20 protein-coding genes are annotated in these 22,419 nt (G+C 36.2%); 18 read left to right on the top strand and 2 right to left on the bottom strand.

The features are described 5' to 3' along the window. Window positions 1-164: 164 nt before the first annotated feature. Window positions 165-1,844, bottom strand: a complete 1,680-nt coding sequence (locus CDOMF_RS08225; protein WP_260951513.1) for an ammonia-forming cytochrome c nitrite reductase subunit c552 — start codon at window positions 1,842-1,844, stop codon at window positions 165-167. A gap of 15 nt (window positions 1,845-1,859) precedes the next feature. Beyond that, entirely contained in the window at window positions 1,860-2,363 is a 504-nt protein-coding gene (gene nrfH, locus CDOMF_RS08220; RefSeq protein ID WP_442863505.1) for a cytochrome c nitrite reductase small subunit, read from the bottom strand. Between the two features lie 324 nt (window positions 2,364-2,687). Here nrfH and galE point away from each other — a divergent pair, with 324 nt between their 5' ends. From galE to hisA, 18 genes are all read left to right on the top strand, one after another. Beyond that, complete coding sequence (gene galE, locus CDOMF_RS08215; protein WP_260951512.1) at window positions 2,688-3,671, top strand: UDP-glucose 4-epimerase GalE; 984 nt, start codon at window positions 2,688-2,690, stop codon at window positions 3,669-3,671. Between the two features lie 108 nt (window positions 3,672-3,779). Then, the gene (locus CDOMF_RS08210; RefSeq protein ID WP_260951511.1) at window positions 3,780-5,102 is read left to right on the top strand and encodes a UDP-glucose dehydrogenase family protein; all 1,323 of its coding nucleotides are present in this window, start codon (window positions 3,780-3,782) and stop codon (window positions 5,100-5,102) included. A gap of 14 nt (window positions 5,103-5,116) precedes the next feature. Beyond that, window positions 5,117-6,352 (top strand): Vi polysaccharide biosynthesis UDP-N-acetylglucosamine C-6 dehydrogenase TviB, encoded by a 1,236-nt coding sequence (tviB, locus tag CDOMF_RS08205; protein WP_260951510.1) that lies wholly within the window; start codon window positions 5,117-5,119, stop codon window positions 6,350-6,352. Next, the gene (locus CDOMF_RS08200; protein WP_336296818.1) at window positions 6,352-7,884 is read left to right on the top strand and encodes an MATE family efflux transporter; all 1,533 of its coding nucleotides are present in this window, start codon (window positions 6,352-6,354) and stop codon (window positions 7,882-7,884) included. Before tviB ends, CDOMF_RS08200 begins: the two co-directional genes overlap by 1 nt. Further along, the gene (locus CDOMF_RS08195) at window positions 7,871-8,635 is read left to right on the top strand and encodes a glycosyltransferase family 25 protein (protein WP_260951508.1); all 765 of its coding nucleotides are present in this window, start codon (window positions 7,871-7,873) and stop codon (window positions 8,633-8,635) included. Before CDOMF_RS08200 ends, CDOMF_RS08195 begins: the two co-directional genes overlap by 14 nt. Beyond that, a complete protein-coding gene (locus CDOMF_RS08190) occupies window positions 8,632-9,567 on the top strand; it encodes a glycosyltransferase family 2 protein (protein WP_260951507.1) in 936 nt (311 codons plus the stop codon). Before CDOMF_RS08195 ends, CDOMF_RS08190 begins: the two co-directional genes overlap by 4 nt. Next, window positions 9,564-10,619: a glycosyltransferase gene (locus tag CDOMF_RS08185; RefSeq protein ID WP_260951506.1), complete on the top strand. Its 1,056-nt coding sequence runs from the start codon at window positions 9,564-9,566 to the stop codon at window positions 10,617-10,619. Before CDOMF_RS08190 ends, CDOMF_RS08185 begins: the two co-directional genes overlap by 4 nt. Window position 10,620: 1 nt before the next feature. After that, a complete protein-coding gene (locus CDOMF_RS08180) occupies window positions 10,621-11,667 on the top strand; it encodes a glycosyltransferase (protein ID WP_260951504.1) in 1,047 nt (348 codons plus the stop codon). Continuing rightward, on the top strand, window positions 11,664-12,791 hold the full coding sequence (pglJ, locus tag CDOMF_RS08175) for an N-acetylgalactosamine-N,N'-diacetylbacillosaminyl-diphospho-undecaprenol 4-alpha-N-acetylgalactosaminyltransferase (protein WP_260951503.1): 1,128 nt from the start codon (window positions 11,664-11,666) through the stop codon (window positions 12,789-12,791). Before CDOMF_RS08180 ends, pglJ begins: the two co-directional genes overlap by 4 nt. After that, window positions 12,781-14,901 (top strand): STT3 domain-containing protein, encoded by a 2,121-nt coding sequence (locus tag CDOMF_RS08170; protein ID WP_260953161.1) that lies wholly within the window; start codon window positions 12,781-12,783, stop codon window positions 14,899-14,901. Before pglJ ends, CDOMF_RS08170 begins: the two co-directional genes overlap by 11 nt. A gap of 44 nt (window positions 14,902-14,945) precedes the next feature. Then, window positions 14,946-16,061 carry a glycosyltransferase family 4 protein gene (locus CDOMF_RS08165; protein ID WP_260951502.1) on the top strand — a complete coding sequence of 372 codons (1,116 nt, stop codon included), beginning with the start codon at window positions 14,946-14,948 and terminating at the stop codon, window positions 16,059-16,061. After that, the gene (locus CDOMF_RS08160; RefSeq protein WP_260951501.1) at window positions 16,054-16,659 is read left to right on the top strand and encodes a sugar transferase; all 606 of its coding nucleotides are present in this window, start codon (window positions 16,054-16,056) and stop codon (window positions 16,657-16,659) included. Before CDOMF_RS08165 ends, CDOMF_RS08160 begins: the two co-directional genes overlap by 8 nt. Beyond that, a complete protein-coding gene (locus tag CDOMF_RS08155) occupies window positions 16,646-17,251 on the top strand; it encodes an acetyltransferase (protein ID WP_260951500.1) in 606 nt (201 codons plus the stop codon). Before CDOMF_RS08160 ends, CDOMF_RS08155 begins: the two co-directional genes overlap by 14 nt. Window positions 17,252-17,296: 45 nt before the next feature. Further along, window positions 17,297-18,385, top strand: coding sequence for an aminotransferase class V-fold PLP-dependent enzyme (locus tag CDOMF_RS08150; protein WP_260951499.1), 1,089 nt, complete (start codon window positions 17,297-17,299; stop codon window positions 18,383-18,385). Beyond that, window positions 18,386-20,161 (top strand): UDP-N-acetylglucosamine 4,6-dehydratase family protein, encoded by a 1,776-nt coding sequence (locus tag CDOMF_RS08145; RefSeq protein ID WP_260951498.1) that lies wholly within the window; start codon window positions 18,386-18,388, stop codon window positions 20,159-20,161. 3 nt (window positions 20,162-20,164) lie between these two features. Then, window positions 20,165-21,064: a PDC sensor domain-containing protein gene (locus CDOMF_RS08140; RefSeq protein WP_260951497.1), complete on the top strand. Its 900-nt coding sequence runs from the start codon at window positions 20,165-20,167 to the stop codon at window positions 21,062-21,064. Beyond that, complete coding sequence (hisH, locus tag CDOMF_RS08135; protein WP_260951496.1) at window positions 21,061-21,681, top strand: imidazole glycerol phosphate synthase subunit HisH; 621 nt, start codon at window positions 21,061-21,063, stop codon at window positions 21,679-21,681. Before CDOMF_RS08140 ends, hisH begins: the two co-directional genes overlap by 4 nt. Next, a complete protein-coding gene (gene hisA / locus CDOMF_RS08130) occupies window positions 21,681-22,391 on the top strand; it encodes a 1-(5-phosphoribosyl)-5-[(5-phosphoribosylamino)methylideneamino]imidazole-4-carboxamide isomerase (RefSeq protein WP_260951495.1) in 711 nt (236 codons plus the stop codon). Before hisH ends, hisA begins: the two co-directional genes overlap by 1 nt. Window positions 22,392-22,419: the final 28 nt, after the last annotated feature.

Genomic DNA, 22,419 nt, shown 5'->3' with positions numbered 1-22,419 from the left:
AAAAATTATTATAATAAAAAGAGTATTTTAAAAAGTGTATTAGTGTTAAATAAAGTTCTAGACATAGGATAGGTATGGATTTTGATAATTACAGCAAATAAGCATTCCAATAAAATTTTAGAATCAATTTAAAATCCCGCCCTGTTTATAGGACGGGAAAAGTGTTATTTAAAGTTTAGATTTTTGACGTCTTCGTCAAGTTTCTTTAGTCTGTCTGACGGAGGAGTTCCGACTAGACCATGGTGCAATTCAATTTTTGCAGGTGGCTCAGGTATGGTAGCTGTTTGTGTTAGAGCTATTGTTATACCGTATTTAGATAGAGTATTGGCTAGGTGCAGTTGCCCCTCTCTTGCGATTGATTGGCATTGTCCTATGATTCTAGCAGACTCTTGTGGCCCGTGGAATCCGTAGCTATTCTCACTAAACGCAAAATCCCATCTAATATGCGCTTTTCTGTGCATCCATAGAGGCTCTTTTAAGGCTTCGCTTATAGATTTTTTCTGCTCATCAGGTGCAAGCCCTGAAAAATCACTATGTTTAGCCAGCTCAACTCTTGCTGTTTTTAGATCTTCAATTAAGGACAACAGGTCGTTTTCGCATTTTCTAAGCTCGTGAGCATGGCGATTTTGAATAAATGAAATTCTATCTTTTAGCTCATCCTCGCTTTGCATGTGGCATGTTTTACAACTTGCTGTTATATCTGCAAAAGGAGTTTGAACTATATGGTTTGTAACTTTTGTTGCGCCAACTCTCTTATAAGGCATATGGCAATCCACGCAAGTTACTCCGCTCCTGGCGTGAATACTTGTAGAGTGTAATTCTGCCTCAGGGTGCTGCATCTTTATCATTTTGGCATCGGTTTGTTTATGTTTATAGTCCGACAAGAATAGACCTTTATCATGCATCTCATCGAAATGTTGATCAAACATCTCTATTTTAAACGGCTCATCTTTTGGCCATTTTGACCATGGGAATACTAAAGTAGCCTGTTTTCCAGGATAGTATTCTACGTGACATTGCATACAGACATAGTCTCTCATCTCGGCTCTTGTAGCCTTGATGCCTTGTTTTATATCAGCCTCGTATCCGCGTTTAACCATAGCATTAACAAATCCAGGTCTTGTAACTCTTAAACTCATATCGTCAGGATGGTGGCAGTCTGCACAACTTGAACCCAAGTGAGAGCCTCCATAAGCATCTTTTCCGTGTTTTTCCTCAACCATTTTCATTACATCAAAATATGGTATAGCATTCATCTTGGCCCAAGCTTCTTTTCTTGCTTTTCCATTCTCTTTATCAATATCAAAGAAAGGCATGTCTTGCTTGCTTGATTCTGTTGGATCTGTGCGTAATACCGTATAACTAGGATCATTGATTATAGCCGTTAGGTGACCTGTGTGGCAGTTTACACAAAAACCCGGCTGCCCATTAAATGCAGGAAGACCGTGAGCATTTAGATACTCTTTGTTATTTCTCATTGTCTCTATTTGGTCGATTTGCTGATAGAAGTGCAGTCTAGGTCTATTATAATCTACTGCAAATGCGTATCCTTGCCAAAAAACGGTAGCGGCAGGCCATCTCATGAGCTTGCTGTAAGGTACCGAGCCGGCAAAAGGTGTCTCAAAAAAGATATCTTTCATCGCTACTGAATCATCATATTGAGTCGGGAAATTTTTGCCCCACTCTCTGATATCAGGGTTTAGGTCACTAACCTTGTTAAGCATTAGAGGGTAGTGCCTCTCTTGCGCCTTTTTCTCACTGATATCGCTAAATAGTGCGAACATTCCTGCGCCGCCGATAACAGCTAGAATAAAAATTATACTAAACAATAGTTTATTTTTCATTGTAACTCCTTGATTTTAATAGTTATGAGCGTGACCGACTTGCCTATGACAAGAGACACAACTTAAAGATTCGTTTTGTATATTTGGATCTCCACCGTGAGCTTTGGCATTAACCGAAGTCGCAGCATATTCTCCGTGGCACCCTATACAGTTGTTTTGAATTACCTTTTTGCTCTTTGCATTAGCGCTAAAAGGCACAGGGTTGTCTTTAGCAGTAAAAGCATAGCTGTGACCAAAACCACTCTCAGCTTTCATCATCCACTTGCCTATGAAATCATGAGGAACATGACAATCATTACATGTTGCAACGTGTTGATGCCCACCTCTTTCCCAGCTTTCAAACACCTGATTCATAACATGGCAGTTTTTACAAGCTGATGGATCATCACTCATATATGAAAAACCTTTTGCATATACGAAGGTATAAAGTCCATGCCCCAAAACAACACCTATGCTAATCACAAGGATTAATGTAGCCAAGAAATAGGGTTGCTTTTTAGCTTTTTCTATGACTTTCAAAAAACCTCCTTATAGATAGATTAATATTTCGTAATAATATTACATTTAAATGAGAGATTAATTGACTTAAATCAATTTTTAACGAAAAAGTTGAATAAAATTTAAATTTTTCGTTAAAAAGTAACTATATAATAAATATTTAATTAATAACAATTGAGTAAAAATATATTAAAGTAGTCTTTAATATAATGTTTTTTGATTATGTATAAATTAGTATAATATTAATTAATAAATATTAAATGCAATTAAATGTGCCAAATGTTTTATTAGCCTTTATTAATAGAATTTTGATAAAATTACTAAATTTTATAATAAGGTTTTTAAATGAATATCTTAATTACTGGAGGAGCCGGATATATAGGCTCTCACGTTCTAAAATCATTTCTTAAAGAGGGTGGGCATAAAATAACCGTAATAGACAATCTTTCAAAGGGCTCGATAGCCGCCATACATGCCATTAAAAGCATGGGTGAATTTGAGTTTATAAATATAAATTTAGAGGATGATTTAACTAAAATTTTTTATAATGGAAAATTTGAAGCCGTTATTCATTTAGCGGCTTTTATAGAGGTTCTTGAAAGCACTAGAGAGCCTTTAAAATACTATCTAAATAACACTGCAAACGTGGCTAGAATTTTGACCTATTGTAAAAAATTTGGCGTGAATAAATTTATTTTTAGCTCTACGGCTGCCGTTTACGGAGAGGCCGACACTCCTGAAGTTAGCGAATTAAGCCCTACAAATCCTATCAATCCGTATGGACACTCTAAGTTAATGAGCGAACAGATCATAAAAGATTATGCATCTTCAAATAGTAGCTTTAAATTTGCTATTTTGCGCTATTTTAATGTAGCCGGAGCCGATGAAGAGGGCCTTATAGGTCAAAATTATCCAAACGCAACTCATCTAATTAAAGTAGCTACGCAAACAGCTCTTGGAAAGCTTGAAAATATGAAAATTTTTGGAAACGATTATGCTACAAAAGATGGCACTTGCGTGAGAGATTATATACATGTAAATGATCTTGCAGACGCTCATCTTGCCGCACTTAAATATATAGATAGCAATAGTAGCGAGATTTTTAATGTCGGATATGGATACGGTTTTAGTGTAAAAAGCGTTATAGAGGCCACAAAGAGAGTAAGCGGAGCAGATTTTAAAGTTATAAATTCATCCAGGAGAGATGGCGATCCTGTAGCGTTAATATCAAACGCAAATAAGCTTAGAAAACTAACCGGCTGGACTCCGAAGAGAGATAGCTTGGAATTTATAATCAAAACGGCTCTTGAGTGGGAGAAAAGAGCGTAAAAGCTTTTAATCTCACATCTTTTGAATTGAATTTATTCAACTAAATTTAAAATTTAATAAACCTAAAAAAGGTATAATCTAAGCTTAATAAAACTTCAAGGAATATTTTTGAAAATAGCTGTTATAGGCACCGGATACGTGGGTCTTGTAAGCGGTGCGTGTCTTGCCAAAATGGGAAATAGTGTAATTTGTGTAGATGTGAATAAAGAAAAGATTAATGACTTAAAGCAAGGGATAGTGCCTATATATGAGCCGGGGCTTACCGAGATGGTCGCCGAGTGCTTTGCTAACGAAACTCTTAAATTTAGCACCGATATAAAAGAGGCTTTAGATCATGCAAATGTAATTTTTATAGCGGTTGGCACGCCTATGGGAGCTAACGGGCAGGCTGATTTAAAATATGTCTTGCAGGTTGCAAAGAGCATAGGCGAAAATATGAATAAGTCGTTAATCGTAGTGGATAAATCAACCGTTCCTGTAGGCACGGGTGAAAAGGTGCAAAATATCATAGCCGAAGAGCTAAAAAAAAGAAATTTGGATATAAAATTTGAGGTTGTAAGCAATCCGGAGTTTTTAAAAGAGGGTGCCGCGATTGAGGATTTTTTAAAACCTGATCGTGTAGTAGTAGGCTCAAACGGAGGCTGGGCGGAAGAGGTTATGCGCGAAATTTACGCTCCTTTTATGAAAAATCACGATAGATTTATAGCAATGGACGTAAAATCTGCCGAGATGACTAAATATGCGGCAAATGCGATGCTGGCTACTAAAATAAGCTTCATCAACGAGATAGCAAATATATGCGAAAGAGTTGGGGCGGATGTAAATTTGGTGCGCAAAGGCATAGGAAGCGACTCTAGGATCGGATATAGTTTCATCTATGCAGGATGTGGATATGGCGGTAGCTGCTTTCCAAAGGATGTTGAGGCGTTAATCTATACTGCTAAACAAAACGACTTTGAACCAAAGCTTTTAAATGCGGTTGAAGAGAGAAATAAGGCTCAAAAAAGAGTGCTTTTCGATAAAATTTCAAATTATTTTAACAAAGATTTAAAAGATAAAAAGATTGCCATTTGGGGGCTTGCCTTTAAGCCAAATACAGATGACATGAGAGAGGCTAGCTCTTTAACCCTTATAAATTTACTTGAAAATGCAGGTGCAAATATTGTGGCTTACGATCCAAAGGCGGTAAATGAGGCCAAAAAATATCTAATCCATTCTAAAATAAAATATGCAAAAAGCAAATATGATGCTTTAGATGATGCCGATGCTTTGATTCTTGTGACTGAGTGGAGCGAGTTTAGGTCGCCTGACTTTGACGAGATGAAGAAAAGGCTTAAAAACCCGCTTATTTTTGACGGTCGCAATCAATACAATTCAAAAATTTTAAAAGAGCTTGGATTTACCTATTTTCAAATAGGCGTTAGAGTTTAAAATAAAGGAAATATATGAAAATAGCTGTTATCGGACTTGGTTATGTGGGGCTGCCTTTGGCGGCTGCTTTTAGCAAGAAGTATGAAGTGGTGGGATTTGACGTAAATAATACTCGTATAGAAGAGCTTAAAAGAGGATTTGATCGCACTCTTGAGTTAAATAGCGAGCAGATGAGTGAAGCGATAAAAAATTCAATGAAATTTAGTACAAATTTAGAGGATATCAAGGATTGCAGTTTCTTTATCGTTACAGTTCCAACTCCGATAGATAAAAATAAAAGACCGGATCTAACCCCTGTAATAAAAGCAAGTGAAAGTGTCGCAAAGGTTTTGAAAAAGGGTGACATAGTAGTATACGAAAGCACTGTTTATCCAGGAGTTACAGAAGAGATTTGCGTGCCGATACTTGAAAGGGTAAGCCAAATGAAATTTAATCAAGATTTTTACTGCGGATATTCACCTGAACGTATAAATCCGGGAGACAAAGAGCACACTGTAACAAAAATCAAAAAGATTACCTCCGGCTCCACTCCGCAAATCGCAGATAAAGTGGATGAGGTTTACCGCTCAATAATTACGGCAGGCACTCATAAGGCGCCAAGTATAAAAGTGGCGGAAGCAGCCAAGGTCATAGAAAATACTCAGCGTGATATTAATATCGCCTTCATAAACGAGCTTGCGATGATATTTGAGCGCATGAATATAGATACATCGGCTGTTTTAGAGGCTGCTGGCACCAAGTGGAATTTTTTAAATTTCCGCCCAGGGCTTGTTGGAGGCCATTGTATAGGCGTAGATCCATATTATCTTACACATAAGGCTCAAGAGCTTGGCTTTCATCCGGAGATGATTTTAGCTGGTCGTAGGATAAATGATAATATGGGAAAATACGCGGCATCTCAGGTGATAAAACTGATGATTAAAAAAGGCGTAACAATAAGCAGTGCAAAGGTGCTTGTTTTAGGGCTTACATTTAAGGAAAACTGCCCTGACATTAGAAATTCTCGTGTTATAGATGTAATAGAGGAGCTTAAGGATTTTGGCTGCAAGGTCGATGTATACGATCCTTGGGTGGACGAGGCGGAAGTAAAGAGGGAGTATGGTATAACTCCGTTAAAAAATTATGACGAAAATGATTATAACTGCGTGATTATCGCTGTTGCACATGATAAATTTAAGGGGTTAAAATTTAAAAACATCCTAGTCTACGATATCAAAAATATCTATCCGGACGCTGATGCGAGACTATAGTGCTTATCAATCTGATTAGCTCAATTGTAGTTTTTGTAATATCCTTGGGGATAAATTTTTTTTTAACTCCATATATCTTAAAGAGCCTTGGCAACGAGGCTTACGGCTTTGTCGCCCTTTCTAACGCTATAGTTTCGTACGCTTCAGTTATTACAGTGGCTATAAATTCGGTTAGTGGTCGCTTTGTCGCTTACGAGTGGCATAGAGGCGATATTGCTAAGGCCAATATCTACTACTCGTCTGTTTTGAGCGTAAATATATTTTTTTCTATCCTGGTAGTGCTGCTTTCGGCGATTTTTATCCTAAATTTAAGTGGTGTTTTAAACGTGCCCAAAAATTTAGAGAATGATGTTAAATTGACCTTTGTTTTTTACTTTATAAATTTCTGCGTAGGACTATTTAACGGGGTTATTACCGTATCTGCCTTTGTTAAAAATAAACTTTATCTACTCTCTATTAGAAATGCGATTTCAAGTGCAATTTTAGCTATTTTGATAGTTTTTTTCTTCTATTTTTTTAAGCCGATGATCTCATATATCGCTATTTCCGCACTTATAGCCTCTATTTTTGTCTTTTTAAGCACTCTATTTATATCGGCTCGTATCACGCCGGAGTTAAAATTTGATATGTCTAAATTCGATTTTAAGAAGATAAAAGAGCTTTTAAAGTCTGGCGTTTGGAATAGTTTTAATGCTTTAAATCGCGTGTTGATGACTGGAATGGATCTATTTATATGCAATATCTTTATAAATGCTAACGTAACCGGACTTCTTGCCGTATCAAAGGCGGCTCCTATTATTTTAGAGAGTTTTGTGGCTCAGCTTAGCGCGGTTTTTGCGCCTAAATTTGTAGAGCTTTATTCAAAAAGCAATCTTTTAGCTTTGGTTAACGAGACTAAATTTTCAATGCGAGTGATAGCCTTTGTAATGAGCGTCCCTGCAGCTATTTTCGTAGTATTTGGGCGAGAATTTTACACTCTTTGGTTACCGTTTAAGAGTATTGACGAGATAAATTTCATATATAATCTTTCTATGATAACGCTTGTTCCTATTATCTTTATAAGTTATGCATTTGCACTTTTCAACCTTGATAGTGCGACCAATAAGCTTCGTAGGCCGGCTATTGCAAATACTATCTTAGGGGTTAGTACTATAATCGCTCAAATTTTGATTTTAAAATTTAGTGATTACGGAGTATATGGAGTGGCCATTATAGGAGCTGTTTTTTATAGTATTCGTATACTATTTTTTGACCTTATAAATGCAGCTTTAAATTTAGAGCTAAGACTTACTACATTTTATGGGGTATATCTTAAAAATTTAGCTATTTTTGTAGGTTTATCTCTCATTATTTTTATATTTAGCGAGTTTATTGATATTAAAACTTGGACACAATTTATTCTGTATTTTGTTGTATTTTTGATTTTTGGATACGTTGTTAACTTGTTTTTGATATTTAATAGGTTTGAACAAAAAATTGTTATAAATAAGATTGTTTTTAAAATTAAAAGGCTTTTAAATGCAGGAAAATAGCCTGTTTTTAATCTCTCTTAAAAAGGACGAGGCTAGACGAGAGGCTCTTAAAAATCGCTTTGCAAGTTATGATAAATTTAATATTGTCGATGCGATTGACGGCAGGGTTATGAGTGCCAAGGAGTATTTCGGATACGCGCTTAGGAGCTTTAAGGCTTATAATAGGCTTTTAAGTCCTGCCGAGATTGGTTGTAGCCTCTCTCATATGAGAGCTTATGAGGAATTTTTAAATAGCGATTCAAAATTCGCACTTGTATTTGAAGATGATGTTATAGGGGATGACGAAGGTATAAAACTAGCTTTTGATTTGGCGAAAAAAATAGATAAAAACTCAATTTTGATTTGCGGCTGCCAAAATGGGCTTGCCGGCAGATTTTCGGCCTTTGGAAAGAAGATAGGAGATGATTTTTACCTGGTTTCAAAGCACTCATTTGTGAGTATTTATAGAGCGGCTGCATATATAGTGACAAGAGATAGTGCTAAAGCTTTGCTTGAAACGCACGAAAGAGCGGTCTGTACAGCCGATTTATGGAGTTATCTATTGACATCAAATAAGCTTAATATGTATTTTAGCGATATTTTTGCTCATCCTATTGATCTAAGCGATTCAAATATCAATGCAGAGCGCGATGAACGCGGGTATGCAAAGATAAATTTAAAAGCCCTATTTAAATCGTTTAAATATATCTTAGCAACCAGATACGAGGCTAAATTTAAAGGTTATGAGAGAATTTTTAAGGAAAAGACGTGAATGAAAAAGAGCCTTTAATAAGTGTTATAATTCCAACTTTTAACCGTATTGATCTATTAAAAAAGGCTTTAAATTCAGCTCTTAATCAAACTTATAAAAATTTAGAGATCATAATAACCGATGATAAGAGCGGTGATGGCACTAGTAAATTTTGTAAAAATTTAAAAGATCCTAGAGTGAAATATGTGGTAAACGAAACTCACGAAAAGGGTCCAAACGGAAATAAAAACAACGGCTTTGATATTTGTAGCGGCGAGTTTATCTGCCTGCTTGATGATGATGATGAGCTCTATTTAACCGCTATTAGCGAGTGTTTTGACTTTATAAAACAAGGATATAGTGCGGTTTTTGCAGATTGCGTTTGTGAGATAAATGAAAAAATAAGCGGGAAAATTTCAGGCAGAAATCCATATGAAAAAAGCTGCGAGATGAGCAAGATAGACTATCATTGCGGCAGGATAAGCGGAGAGTATTTTAAGCTTTTTTCTCGTAAATTTATAGAGAATTTTCGATTGGACGAGAAGAGTTTCGGGGGAGAAAACGAGCTATATATTAGATTTTTTGAGGATTTAGTCTATTATCACAAAAAACCTCTTTACATATATAGAATAGCCCACTCGGACAGCGCTACAGCAAATGCAGCCAAATATGCTAGCAAAGTTGCTAATGCCTATTTAAAAACAGCAAATTTATGCCACGAAATAGCAAGCGTGATGGCGCCTGAATTTTTAGCGCTTCAATATAAAAATGTCGCATATTACGCAAAGATAGCAGGGGATTATGCACTTATGTATGAGTGTTTGTTTAAGAGCTTGAGAATAAAATTTAATAAAGAGGCTTTTATATTTTTGCTGCTTAGTCCTCTTCCAAGCCCGTTTTTACAAAGGCTGTCTAAGCTTAGGGTAAAGATAAAAGAGAAGTTTGGGATATGAAAATCCTATTTGTAATCTCAACTCTAAGATGTGGCGGAGCCGAGAGAGTATGCTCGATAATCGCTTCTAAATTTAGCCAATATAATGAGGTTGTGCTGGCTAAATTTGATGGCGGTGAGCCATTTTACGAGCTTGATATTAAAGTAAAGCTTGTAAATTTAAATCAAGGTGTAGGAGACTTTGGACTTTTAGGAAATTTAAAGAAGCGTTTTAGCAAATTTACCTCTTTAAGAAAGATGCTAAAAGATGATAAATTTGATGCTGTTATATCCTTTTTAGATAGTACTAATATTTTGGTTTTAATGAGTAGTGTTGGTTTAAAAACTCTTGTTATAATCAGCGAACATACTAGCTTTAATGCCCCTAAAAAACCGATTATTAAAGCTTTAAAATATATCTTTTATCCATTCGCAGATGTGCTTAGTGTGCTGACAAAAGAGGACAAGGGATATTATTCTAAATTTTGCAAAAATGTAGAGGTTGTATATAATCCTAGTTTTAGTAAAAATGATGATGAACTAAGCGGTTTAAAAGAAAATTTAGTGATTTTTGTCGGGCGTTTAAATACACTAAAAAACTGTGCGATGTTTGTAAGAGTGGCTGCAAATTTAAAGAATTTTGGCTATAAATTTATAGTTGCAGGAGACGGTGAGCAGAGAGAAAAACTGCAGCTACTTTCTAATGAGCTTGGAGCGCAAATAGAGTTTTTAGGCAATGTGGTAGATATTGATCAGCTTTATAAAAGAGCTAAGATTTTAATATCCACTTCTATAATAGAAGGGCTTGGAAATACGCTAATAGAGGCAATTAGCTATGATTGCGCAAGGGTTGCCACTAAGACAAGCGGTGCAAAAGAGCTTATAACGCATGGATTTGACGGATTTTTATGCGAAATAAACGATGATAAGATAATGAGTGAGATGGTTTTAAATCTAATTCAAGATGGCACAAAAAGAGATGAGATTTGCAAAAATGCCAGAACTAGACTTGATGAGTTTAGCGTGGATAATATATATGAAAAATGGCTGAATATGATTAAAGAGGTGGTGTGAATTGAGAATTTTATTTGTTATAGCAGCACTTAGAAATGGTGGTGCAGAACGCGTTTTAAGCGCTATTTCTAGTGGGTTTGCAAAGCAAAATGAGGTGCATATAGCAGTCCTTGAGGAGGATTTAGGTTATTATAAATTTCCTTCTGAAGCAATCTTTCATCATCTTAAAATTTACGGTAAAAGTAAGATATTAAATAAATTTAGAAAGATTTCAGCGCTCAGGAGTTGCTTTAAAAATATTGCGCCAGATGTCATAATAAGCTTTATAGATTGGACAAATGTAGCTTGCGTAGCGGCAAATTTCGGACTTGGATTTAAGCATATAGCTAGCGAACACCATGAAAATGAGCACCTAAAGTCATTGAAATTTAGATTTATCAGGGATATTGCATATAGAAACGTGGATGGCCTTAGCGTGCTAACTCAAAACGATATCGATTACTATAAATTTATAAAAAATAGAGTCATATTACATAATCCATTTTTTTTAAAAGAGCCCAAAGGACTTGCAAAGGAAAATATTATATTAAGCGTGGGTAGGCTAGAGTTCGTAAAGGGCTACGATCTATATTTAAAGGCCTTAGCAAAGATAGATAAAGAGGTTTTGGAAGACTGGGAGATAAAGATAGCTGGTGATGGCTCTGCCGGAGCCGAGCTAAAAATTATAGCCGATGAGCTTGGACTAAATATTAAATTTTTGGGTCATATCGAGGATATAGAGCCTTATTATGAGCGTTCTAAGATATTTGTCTCGTCTTCTCGAAGCGAAGGGCTTTCAAATGTATTGATAGAGGCTGCAAATTTTGACTGTGCAAGACTTTCTAGCGATACGGTCGGCGGAAAAGAGCTTATAAATGATGAGGTAAGCGGGCTTTTATTTAAGAGTGAAAACAAAGAAGAGATGGCTGCAAAGCTAACAAGGCTTATAAAAGATGAGAATTTACGCCAAACCCTTGTAGAAAACGCAAGAAAAGATTTGGATAAATTTAGAATAGATAATGTCATGCAAAAGTGGCAAAATTTTGTGGACGAAGTAGTGGCCAAGTGAGAAAACTAGCCGTTTTTCTCTACTCTATGGGGTCAGGAGGCGCTGAGAGAGTAGTATCAAATTTGCTTACCGGACTTGCTAAAGAGTATGAAGTGCATCTGATTCTTATGAGCGATGTTATCTCTTATGAAATTCCTCCACAAGTAAAAATTCACCTCATAGAGAACTCAAACCCCTATGAAAGTGGTATAAAAAAGATATTTAGACTATTTTTCACTCTACCTAAACTGGCTTTAAAATATAAAAAATTGTGCGAGAATTTAGGTATAGATAGGCATTTTGTGCTTATGAATCGTCCTTGTTATATCGCTTTAATGGCTAGAGTTTTTGGTCTAAAGAGACGAATGGTTATAAGCGAGAGAAGTTGCCCGTCTATAATATACGGTAAAAAAATCAGCGGGAGCGCAAATAAATTTCTCATCAAGCTTCTTTATAATAGAGCTGATCTTATCTTGGCTAACGCAAGCGGAAACGCTAGAGATCTGATTGAAAATTTTGGCTGTGATGAAAAAAAGGTAAAAGTGCTATATAACGCTGTTGATTTAAAAAGCATAAAAGAGCTTGCAAATGAGCCTTTTAACGAGGATTTTAGACCGTTTTTTATAAATATCGGAAGGCTTGATAGCGGAAAAAATCAAGCCATGTTGATTAAAATAATTTCAAATTTAGATGATCATAGGGCTACTCTTGGAATTTTAGGTAAAGGAAATTTGCATAATGAGCTTCAAAGTCTCATAGATAAACTTAAACTAAACGATAGAGTTAAGCTACTGGGAGCTCAAAAAAATCCATTTAAATTTATCAAAAACGCCTCTTGCTTAGTCTGCGCTTCACGCTTTGAAGGCTTTTCAAATGTGCTTTTAGAGGGCTTGGTGTGCGAGAAATTTATAATCTCAACAGATCATAAAAGCGGAGCCAAAGAGCTTTTAGGAGATGATGAATATGGGCTGCTAGTTGGTGTTGATGATGAAAAAAGTATGCAAGAGGCGATGCAAAAAGCACTTGATGATGAAAAACTTAGAGAAAAATATGAAAAAAAAGCGTATAATCGCATTAAAAATTTTGATAAAACAGAGATAACAAGGCAGCTTATTGAATATTTGGAAGGAAGAGATGGTAGGTGAATTTTTAAAGAGTTTAAAGAGTATTCGGTTTTCAAAACAGACATTTTTATTAATCTCTTTGGCGTTTATTTTTAGCGTTGCCTGTAGGTTTTACTGGGTCTATTGGGCAAGTGCGTATGAGCCCTTTTTCTGGAATAATCAGCTTATGATTAGCACTAATGATGGCTATGCTTTCGCCGAGGGTGCTCGCGATATGATAGCCGGCTTTCATCAGCCAAACGATCTTAGTTACTACGGAAGCTCACTATCATCTCTTACTTACGCGATAGCTAAAATTTTGCCATTTTCTTTTGAAACTATTATTTTGTATATGAGCGTATTTTTTAGCTCCCTTATAGTAGTTCCTATCATCTTAATAGCGCGTGAATACGGTGTGGCTAGAGCGGGTTTTATAGCCGCTCTTTTAGCTAGCGTGGCCAATAGCTACTATAACCGCACTATGGCAGGATATTATGATACCGATATGCTTACTATAGTTTTACCAATGTTTGTCATCTGGTCTATTGTGCGTTTAGTAGAGCAAAAAAAACGGGTAAATTTGATATTCGTGCCCATTTTTATGCTGATTTACAACTGGTGGTATCCTAGCTCATACTCGCTAAATTTCGCTACTATAGGCATGTTTTTACTCTATACATTGATATATGATCGTAACAATAAGCTAAATTATGAAGCGCTTATTTTTATGATCATCGCTCTTACGTATATAAATTTTTATATTAAAATTTCACTTATTTTAGTTATCTATCTTTTAATATATTTTAGACCAAATTTATGGAACCAAAGAAGCATCGCCACACTTGGACTATTTGCTGTTTTGCTTTTTGCTATCACAGGCGGTCTAAATCCTATACTTTTTCAACTTAAATTTTACGTCTTTAGAAGTGCCCCTGAAAGCTCCGGACTAGCCTTTCACTACTTTAACGTAAATCAGACTATAAGGGAGTCCGGGATAGTCGAATTTGACGTATTTGCACAGCGTATAAGCGGACATGTGATTACTTTCACAGCCTCTTTAGTAGGAATAGCTATATTATGTTTTAAAAAAAGATCTTTTCTGCTCGCTCTTCCCATGCTCTTTTTAGGATTTTTAGCTGTAAAAGGCGGACTTAGATTTACTATATATTCAGTGCCTATTATGGCGATTGGATTTGGATATTTTGTCGTTTGGTCTATAAATTTATTCAAAATAAATATATGGCTCAATAGAGGCATAATCCTAGCTATATCCATCGTTTCGCTTCTGCCTTGCCTGCTTCACATATATACATATAAAGTGCCTACGGTATTTTCCAGACAGGAGGTTGAGAGTCTGGACAGGCTAAAGCTTATAGCCGATAGAGAGGATTATACTCTGGCTTGGTGGGATTATGGCTATCCGATTCGCTACTATGCCGATGTTAAGAGTTTAATTGACGGCGGAAAGCACCTTGGTAGGGATAATTTCGCAGTTAGCTTCGCACTGGGAGAAAATCAAATCAGCTCAGCCAATATGGCTCGTCTTGAAGTGGAGTATACGGAGCGTAATTTTACCGAGAGATTTGGTTCAAATTTAGCAAAGATGATGCAAGATTATAATGCTACCAATGCAAATGCCTTTTTAAATTCGCTAAATAACAAGAGTTTTAATCTTCCTAAAAAGACAAGAGATATATATTTTTATCTTCCGGATTCTATGATACATATCTTTCCTGTCGTCTTGCAGTTTTCAAGGCTTGATCTAACTAGTGGAGCGGAGTATGATAATGTACTTTTTTATACAGGTGCTCCTTATGCGATAAAAAGTGAAGGTGTTGATATAGGCGGAGGCTTTATTATGTCAAATGACGCTTCTAAGTTAATTTATAATGGCGAGATAGTGCCTATAAATACATATTTTGAGACAAGTTACGATGAAAAAGACAAGCTTGTAGTAAAGCCTTATAAGATAGATTCGAGTGCGAAAGTTTATGTTGTATATATGAAGGATTATAGGAGATTTTTAATAATCGATGAGAATGCATTAAACTCGACTTATATCCAGCTTTTTGTATTTGAAAATTTTGATAAAGAGCTCTTTGAGCCGGTTTTATTAAACGGTGCGGTTAAAATTTATAAATTGTTGAAATAATATTGTATGGAATCTAAATTTGATAAATAAAAAGGTTAATTTTAATGGCTAGAATCGGTTTTTTATCTCACGCCGATATGAGCATCTATCATTTTAGAAGCCCTATAATACGAGCTTTAAAAGAGCTTGGGCATGAAGTTTTTGCCATTTGTCCTAAAGGCGAATATGTAAAACGACTTGAAAATGAATTTAACTGCGTTACATACGAGCTTAACCGCGCTAGCTTAAATCCGTTTGTGGTGGTAGATAATTCAAATAAGCTTAGCGAAATTTTACGCACTTTAAATTTGGATTTACTGCAAACTTCGGCACATAAATCAAATGTATTTGGGACTTTTGCCGCCAAAAAAGCCGGTATAAAACATATTATAAATTTAGTCGAAGGACTTGGAAGCTTTTATGTAGATAGTGATTTAAAGACAAGGTTGATACGTCTAGCTATAGAGATGCTTTATAAAAGAGCTCTAAATTTAAGTGACGCTTGTATATTTGTAAATGAGGCTGATCCTAGATATTTTTTGGAAAGAAATTTGATCAAATCGGAAAAGATTATAAAAATTAAAAGTGTTGGAGTGGATAGCAAAAAATTTGATCCAAATATCGTAAATGGCGTAAATTTAAGCGATAAAAAAGTCGTTTTGATGATAGGGCGTGCTATGTGGCACAAGGGAGTTAAAGAGTTTTATGAAGCTGCAAAAATCCTAAAACACCGCAGCGATACTCAATTTGTCTATGTCGGAGAGGGATTTGATGGCAATAAAAGCACTGCTGATGAGGGCTTTTTAAGAAGCGGGGATGTCCTTTATCTAGGTGCAAGAGACGATATTGCAGAGCTTTTAAAATCTAGCTTTTTACTTGCTCTTCCAAGCTACCGCGAGGGCTTTCCTAGGACTATTTTGGAAGCTATGAGTATGGGCGTGCCGGTAGTTGCAAGTAATGTCAGTGGATGTAATGAGGCTGTGATAGACGGAATAAACGGCTTACTTTGCGAGGTAAGAAATGCTCCAGATTTAGCCAAAAAGATTGAAATTTTATTGGATAACGAAAATTTGGCTAAGAAAATGAGTGCAAATGGCAGAGCAATGGTAGAAAAAGAGTTTGACGAAAGAGATATCGCTATAAAATATATTGAGGCGTATAGGAAATTTATCGATGTATAAAGCGTTTTTTAAAAGGTTTTTAGACATTTTAGGCTCCATTGTTTTGATAGTCATTACTTTGCCTATTATGATTGTGGTTGCGATTTTAATCTACTTTAAACTAAGTAAAAGCGTGATTTTTACTCAAGCTAGACCAGGACTGAATGCAAAGATATTTAAAATTTATAAATTTAAGACAATGAGTGAGGAAAGAGACGAAAATGGCGAGCTTTTGCCGGATGCACAGAGGCTAACTAAATTTGGCAAAACGATTAGAAGCCTTAGCTTAGATGAGCTTCCTCAGCTTTTTAACGTGCTAAAAGGCGATATGAGCTTCATCGGACCTCGTCCGCTTCTTATAGAATATCTGCCTCTTTACAATGCTAGACAGGCTAAAAGACATAATGTAAGGCCGGGTATTACGGGGCTTGCTCAGGTAAATGGCAGAAATGCGATAAGCTGGGAGCAGAAGTTTAAATTTGACGTTGAGTATGTAGAAAATTTAAGCTTTATAATGGATGTTAAAATAGCTTTGATGACCGTTAAAAAGGTGCTTAACAGAAGCGGAGTGAGTAAAGAGGGGCATGTGACGACGGAGAAATTTGATGGAACAAACTGAAATTTATATTTACGGATGCAGCGGGCATGGCGCAGTTGTAGCCGATATCGCCGCAGAGTGCGGGTATGAGAAAATTTGGTTTTTGGATGACGTTAAATTTGACGGTAAAAATATCTTAAAATTTAGCCCTGAGCTTAAAAAGGCCGATGTTATCATAGCTATAGGTGATAATAACACTAGAAAAAAGCTTCAAGATGTCGTGCAGAAAGCTGGATTTAATGTCGTAAGCTTGATTCATCCAAGTGCGGTTATAAGTAGTAGTGCTAAAATTTGTTGTGGAGTCGTAATCATGCCAAGAGCCGTAGTAAACGCTCATGCCATCATAAAGCAGGGTGCTATCATAAATACGGCAGCTGTTGTAGAGCATGACTGTGTTATCGGAGAGTTTGCGCATATCAGTCCTAATGTGGCGCTGGCCGGTGGCGTTAAAGTAGGGGATTTAAGTCATGTTGGAATTGGATCAAGCGTCATACAAAATATCAAAATCGGTGCAAATTCGGTAATCGGTGCAGGCAGTGTTGTAGTAAGAGATATAGAAGAAAATGTCGTAGCATACGGAATTCCTGCTAAAAAAATGAGAAATTTGGACTAAAATTTGATAAAAAATAATAGAATTTGAAGAAACAAAGAAGGAATAATGCAAAGAGTATTTTTAAGTCCGCCACATATGAGTGGGCGAGAGCAAGAGTATATAGCGGAAGTTTTTAAAAGCAATTATATAGCGCCACTTGGCGAGTATGTAAATAAATTTGAAAATAGCGTCAAGGATTATATAGGCGCAAAAGACGCTCTTGCACTTAGCTCGGGCACGGCTGGACTCCATCTGGCACTTAGAGTTTTAGGCATAGAGCAGGGTGATTTTGTCCTAGTCTCTAGCTTTACATTTATAGCCTCGGTTTCTCCGATACTTTATCAAAAAGCCGCCCCTGTCTTTATAGACTCCGATGAGAGTTGGAATTTAAGTCCAAAAATGCTCAAAAAGGCCATTTTGAAGCTTCCTAAAAAACCAAAAGCCTTGATTTTGACCCATCTTTACGGTCAGGCTTGCAAGATGGATGAGATAGTTGAAATTTGTAAAAATGAAAATATTGCCATAGTAGAAGATGCCGCAGAAGCTCTTGGTGGGTTTTATGACAAAAAAGCTCTTGGCACGTTTGGAACGCTTGGAGTTTATAGCTTTAATGGAAATAAGATCATAACAACCTCCGGTGGCGGTATGCTAGTAGGAGATGAAAATTTAGTCGAAAAGGCGAGGTTTTACTCGACTCAAGCTAGAGAGCCATTTTTACACTACGAGCATGAAGACTACGGATATAACTACCGCTTAAGTAACGTTTTAGGTGCTATCGGCGTGGCACAAATGGAGGTTTTGGAAGATAGAGTAGTTAAAAAGCGTGAAATTTTTCAAAGGTATCAAGAGAGTTTAAAGGAAATTGAATTTATGCCTGAGATTAAGAACTCTCGCGGAAATAGATGGCTTGCAACAGCGCTTTTTAAAGGTAAAAACGATCACTTAAAAGTTATCGATGCTCTCTTTAAAGCAAATATTGAGAGCCGACCTCTATGGAAGCCTATGCATTTGCAGCCTCTGTTTAAAGGTGCATTGAGTTTTGTAGACGGCACTAGCGAAGATCTCTTCTCTCGCGGAATTTGTCTGCCTAGCGGTACTTCGATGAGCGATGAGAGTTTGGATTTAGTTGTTAAAATAGTGAAGGAAAATTTGTAGATGTTTAAAGCTACTAAGCTAAAGAGGCTAATATTTTTCCTAAGCTTTGATATCTTTATATTTGTAGCCTCGTTTTATTGGGCATATTTGCTTAGATTTAGCGGCATAATACCTGAATATTTTAAGGATAGTTTATATATAAACGGCTCTCTTGTGCTCTTTTTAAAGCTATTTTTTATGTGGATTTTTAAAATTTATAAGGTGCCTTGGAGGTTTTTTGGATTAAACGAGGCTAGAAAAATTTTTCTAGTTCATATATCTTCTGTTTTGTCATTTTCTGTGATATTTTTTACATTTTCAGATGTGTTTAATCCTTTTCCAAGAAGCGTGATTTTAATAGATGCGGTTATCTCTTGTTTGCTGATAGGAAGTCTTAGAATTTCAAAAAGGATGTTTCTTGATTTTTCTAAAAAAGCCGATGCAGGTGAGCCTTGTATCGTAATAGGAGCTACTTCAAAGGCCTTACATGTTTTAAAGGGGCTTAGACAAGGCTATATAGATTTTTATGCTGTAGGCGTAGTTGATGGAAGAAGCGATCTTGTAGGAACTTATTGTGATGGATTTTTAGTTCAGTCTAAAAAAGAAATTTCAAATATAATCAAAGAATATAGTGTAAAAACCGCCATAATCGCTCTTGCACTATCCCAAGACGAGCTTCAGGAGCTCTTTGATGAGTTAACCGGATATGGAATACGCGATATTAAAATTTTCTCTTTATTTGGCAAGCAGGAGATTAAGGATATATCTATTGAGGATCTTTTAGCCAGAAAGCCAAAGGACCTTAGCGATAGCGTAGCTAGAGGGTTTTTAGAGGATAAGGTGGTTTTAGTAACTGGTGCCGGAGGAAGCATAGGAAGTGAAATTTGTAAGCAGTGTTTGAAATTTGGCGTCAAAAAGCTTATAATGCTCGATAATAGTGAGTTTAATCTATATAGAGTCGGAGAGATAACAAGCTCTAATAAGACTGTTAGCAAGATGATTAATATCACTGATTTGCAGGATTTAAGAGCTATTTTTGATGAGTTTAGACCTCAAATCGTAATTCACGCCGCAGCCTATAAGCATGTGCCGCTTTGTGAAGTCAATCCTAAGGCGGCGGTTGTAAATAATATTTTAGGGACCAAATTTGTAGTTGATGTATCTATAGAATTTAGCGTAAAAAAAGTAGTCATCATCTCATCTGACAAAGCTGTGCGCCCCACAAATATTATGGGAGCTACCAAGAGAGTTTGTGAACTATATGCTTTAAATTCAAATATAAAAAATCAGACCGAGATAGTTGCGGTCAGGTTTGGAAATGTGCTTGGAAGTAGCGGAAGCGTAATACCTAAATTTAAAGAGCAAATTGCTAAAAATTTGCCTTTAACGGTTACGCATCCTGATATTACTCGTTACTTTATGCTCACCTCAGAGGCCTGTCAGCTCGTGCTTCAGGCTGCCTCCATAGCAGAAGGCGGAGAGCTGTTTGTGCTTGATATGGGTGAGCCTGTTAAGATAGCAGATCTTGCTAAAAAGATGCTGATTTTATCCGATAAAGAACATTTGGGTATAGAATTTGTAGGATTAAGACCAGGAGAAAAGCTATATGAGGAGCTTTTGATCAATGAGGATGACGTCAGAACGAAATTTGAATCTATTTTTGTTACGGATTCTCAAATTTATGATATAAATAGATTAAATTGCGAGATAGATGAGCTACTAAACAGCGAAGATATCGCTAAAAATTTAAAAAATATAGTGCCTGAGTTTAATCATGCGCTAAATTTGAAAGGTTGAAAGTTGTTTATAAAAGATATTCAGAGATTTTCTGATGCTAGATATAAGGCAAGAGCCTATCTATGCTATCTTTTTAGTAGAAATTTGCCAAATAAGCTTCCGGGCGTTAGTTTGGATGGTATTAAAGCGGGGCTTGATAAGATAGCTCACGAGATAGAGAGCTTTGATGCTTTTTATGTGCTTGATAGCAACGGAATACAGATCGAAGACTCTATGAGTCTAAACAAAGAATATTGTGCAGGCAAAGGTGAAAATAGAAGCAATAAGGCATATTATTATAGAGCGGTTAGAGAGAGACGATGTATATTAAGCGATCCATACCCTTCAACTCTGACAAATGAGCTTTGCGTCACGGCTTCTACTCCGATTTATGATGAGAAAAATGAGCTTAAATTTGTAGTTTGCGTTGATATCTCTTTGGATAATGTTTTGGAGCTAATTGCTCCTGGAGTTGCAGAAGGGTATTTTGGTAAATTTTTAAAATGCATATATTCCGCATTCGCGGTTGCCCTTTTTATGGTCTCTGCATTTTTGTTTATATATGGCGTGAGCAGATTTTTATCCAATAGCCTTATGAATATCAATGTTGAAGAGATGTTTGAAACAACTATAGTTCTAACTCTTGCTTTGGCTATCTTTGATTTGGTCAAGGCTATTTTTGAAGAAGAGGTGCTTGGCAAAAGTAACCAAAATGATGATACCGACCATAATAAAACTATGGTTAGATTTATTGGATCTATTATTATTGCGCTTGCTATAGAAGCCCTTATGCTAGTATTTAAATTCGCAATAACGGCTCCTGATCATATAATAAACGCTATTTATCTGATAGCTGGAGTTGCTATGCTTATGGTAGCTCTTAGCGTATATTTGATATCTGTGAAAAATAAGGTCAATAAATGAGTGTAAGCATAGGCATAATCGATTATGAGGCTGGAAATTTAAGAAGTGTTATTAATGCTTTTAAATTTTTAGGATTTAATGCAAAGTTAGTAAAAGATTGTGATGAGGTTTTAAAATTTGATAAGATTATTTTGCCTGGAGTCGGCGCTTTTGCACTGGCGATGGAGAAATTAAAAACTAAGTTGTTAGATCAAGCCATAATAGAATTTGCAGCTAGTGGAAAGCCTTTTTTAGGTATTTGTCTCGGTATGCAGCTACTTTTTGATGATAGCGAGGAATTTGGACTGTCTAAAGGACTTGGCATAATAGAAGGCAAAGTAAAGAAATTTGATCAAAACAAAATGAGAGATAGTTTAAAGATCCCCCATGTTGGCTGGAATACGATAAATTTTAGTAAAAATTCGGTAATAAACAGAAACTTAAAACGTAGTGAATATCTATACTTTGTACACTCGTATCACGTGGTTTGCGATGATAAATTTGCTCTTGGATATAGCGAATATGGCCATAAATTCGTAAGTGCCGTTTGTAAAGATAATATTTACGGCTTTCAGCCTCATCCTGAAAAGAGTCAGGATGTCGGGCTTAAAATTTTAGAAAATTTCGGGAGGCTTTAATGGAAATTTTTCCTGCAATAGACTTAAAAGAGGGCAAGGCGGTAAGACTTAGTAAGGGTGTGATGAGTAGTGCTAAGATATATTCTGATAGACCGGAAGAGCTTGCTAGAAAGTTTGAGGATTTAGGAGCTAAATGGCTTCATCTTGTCGATTTAGATGGCGCTTTTGCCGGAGAGGCTATAAATTTAAAAACAGTAGAAAAGATAGTTAGGGCTACAAATTTAAAGATAGAACTTGGTGGCGGAATAAGAAACGAAGAGCGTATCAAAAACTACATAAATAGCGGCATTACTAGAGTGATTCTTGGCTCAATAGCTTTAAAAGATCCTGATTTTGTAAAAGAAGCGGCCAAAAAATATAGGGTAGCAGTTGGCATAGATGCGGTAGATGGTTATGTGGCGACCGAGGGTTGGGCGGATGTATCGACTATGAAAGCAACTGATTTAGCCCTTAAATTTGCAGACGCAGGAGTCGAGGCGATAATTTGCACTGATATTGGTAAAGACGGTATGCTCAGCGGAGTTAATGTCGAATTTACGGTTGATATAGCTAGATCTAGCGGTATAGACACTATAGCAAGCGGAGGAGTAAAAGACATCGGCGACATAATAGCCCTTCAAAAAACGGAGCGGGTATTTGGCGTCATAGTAGGTAAGGCATACTATGAGGGCAGGATAGATCTCAAAGAGGCGCTTAAATTAACTATCTAAAATTAAAGTTTATTTAAATATAAAATTT

Source organism: Campylobacter sp. RM16187, assembly GCF_025319965.1.
GTDB lineage: Bacteria > Campylobacterota > Campylobacteria > Campylobacterales > Campylobacteraceae > Campylobacter_A.
The sequence above is the reverse complement of the archived record's forward strand: the minus strand, read 5'-3'. Positions and strand labels throughout refer to the sequence as shown.

Coding starts and splice junctions, on each gene's coding strand:
- CDOMF_RS08225 (WP_260951513.1), bottom strand. CDS start 1,844: ATGAAAAATAAACTATTGTTTAGTATAATTTTTATTCTAGCTGTTATC.
- galE (WP_260951512.1), top strand. CDS start 2,688: ATGAATATCTTAATTACTGGAGGAGCCGGATATATAGGCTCTCACGTT.
- tviB (WP_260951510.1), top strand. CDS start 5,117: ATGAAAATAGCTGTTATCGGACTTGGTTATGTGGGGCTGCCTTTGGCG.
- CDOMF_RS08195 (WP_260951508.1), top strand. CDS start 7,871: ATGCAGGAAAATAGCCTGTTTTTAATCTCTCTTAAAAAGGACGAGGCT.
- CDOMF_RS08185 (WP_260951506.1), top strand. CDS start 9,564: ATGAAAATCCTATTTGTAATCTCAACTCTAAGATGTGGCGGAGCCGAG.
- CDOMF_RS08170 (WP_260953161.1), top strand. CDS start 12,781: ATGGTAGGTGAATTTTTAAAGAGTTTAAAGAGTATTCGGTTTTCAAAA.
- CDOMF_RS08165 (WP_260951502.1), top strand. CDS start 14,946: ATGGCTAGAATCGGTTTTTTATCTCACGCCGATATGAGCATCTATCAT.
- CDOMF_RS08160 (WP_260951501.1), top strand. CDS start 16,054: ATGTATAAAGCGTTTTTTAAAAGGTTTTTAGACATTTTAGGCTCCATT.
- CDOMF_RS08155 (WP_260951500.1), top strand. CDS start 16,646: ATGGAACAAACTGAAATTTATATTTACGGATGCAGCGGGCATGGCGCA.
- CDOMF_RS08150 (WP_260951499.1), top strand. CDS start 17,297: ATGCAAAGAGTATTTTTAAGTCCGCCACATATGAGTGGGCGAGAGCAA.
- CDOMF_RS08145 (WP_260951498.1), top strand. CDS start 18,386: ATGTTTAAAGCTACTAAGCTAAAGAGGCTAATATTTTTCCTAAGCTTT.
- hisH (WP_260951496.1), top strand. CDS start 21,061: ATGAGTGTAAGCATAGGCATAATCGATTATGAGGCTGGAAATTTAAGA.
- hisA (WP_260951495.1), top strand. CDS start 21,681: ATGGAAATTTTTCCTGCAATAGACTTAAAAGAGGGCAAGGCGGTAAGA.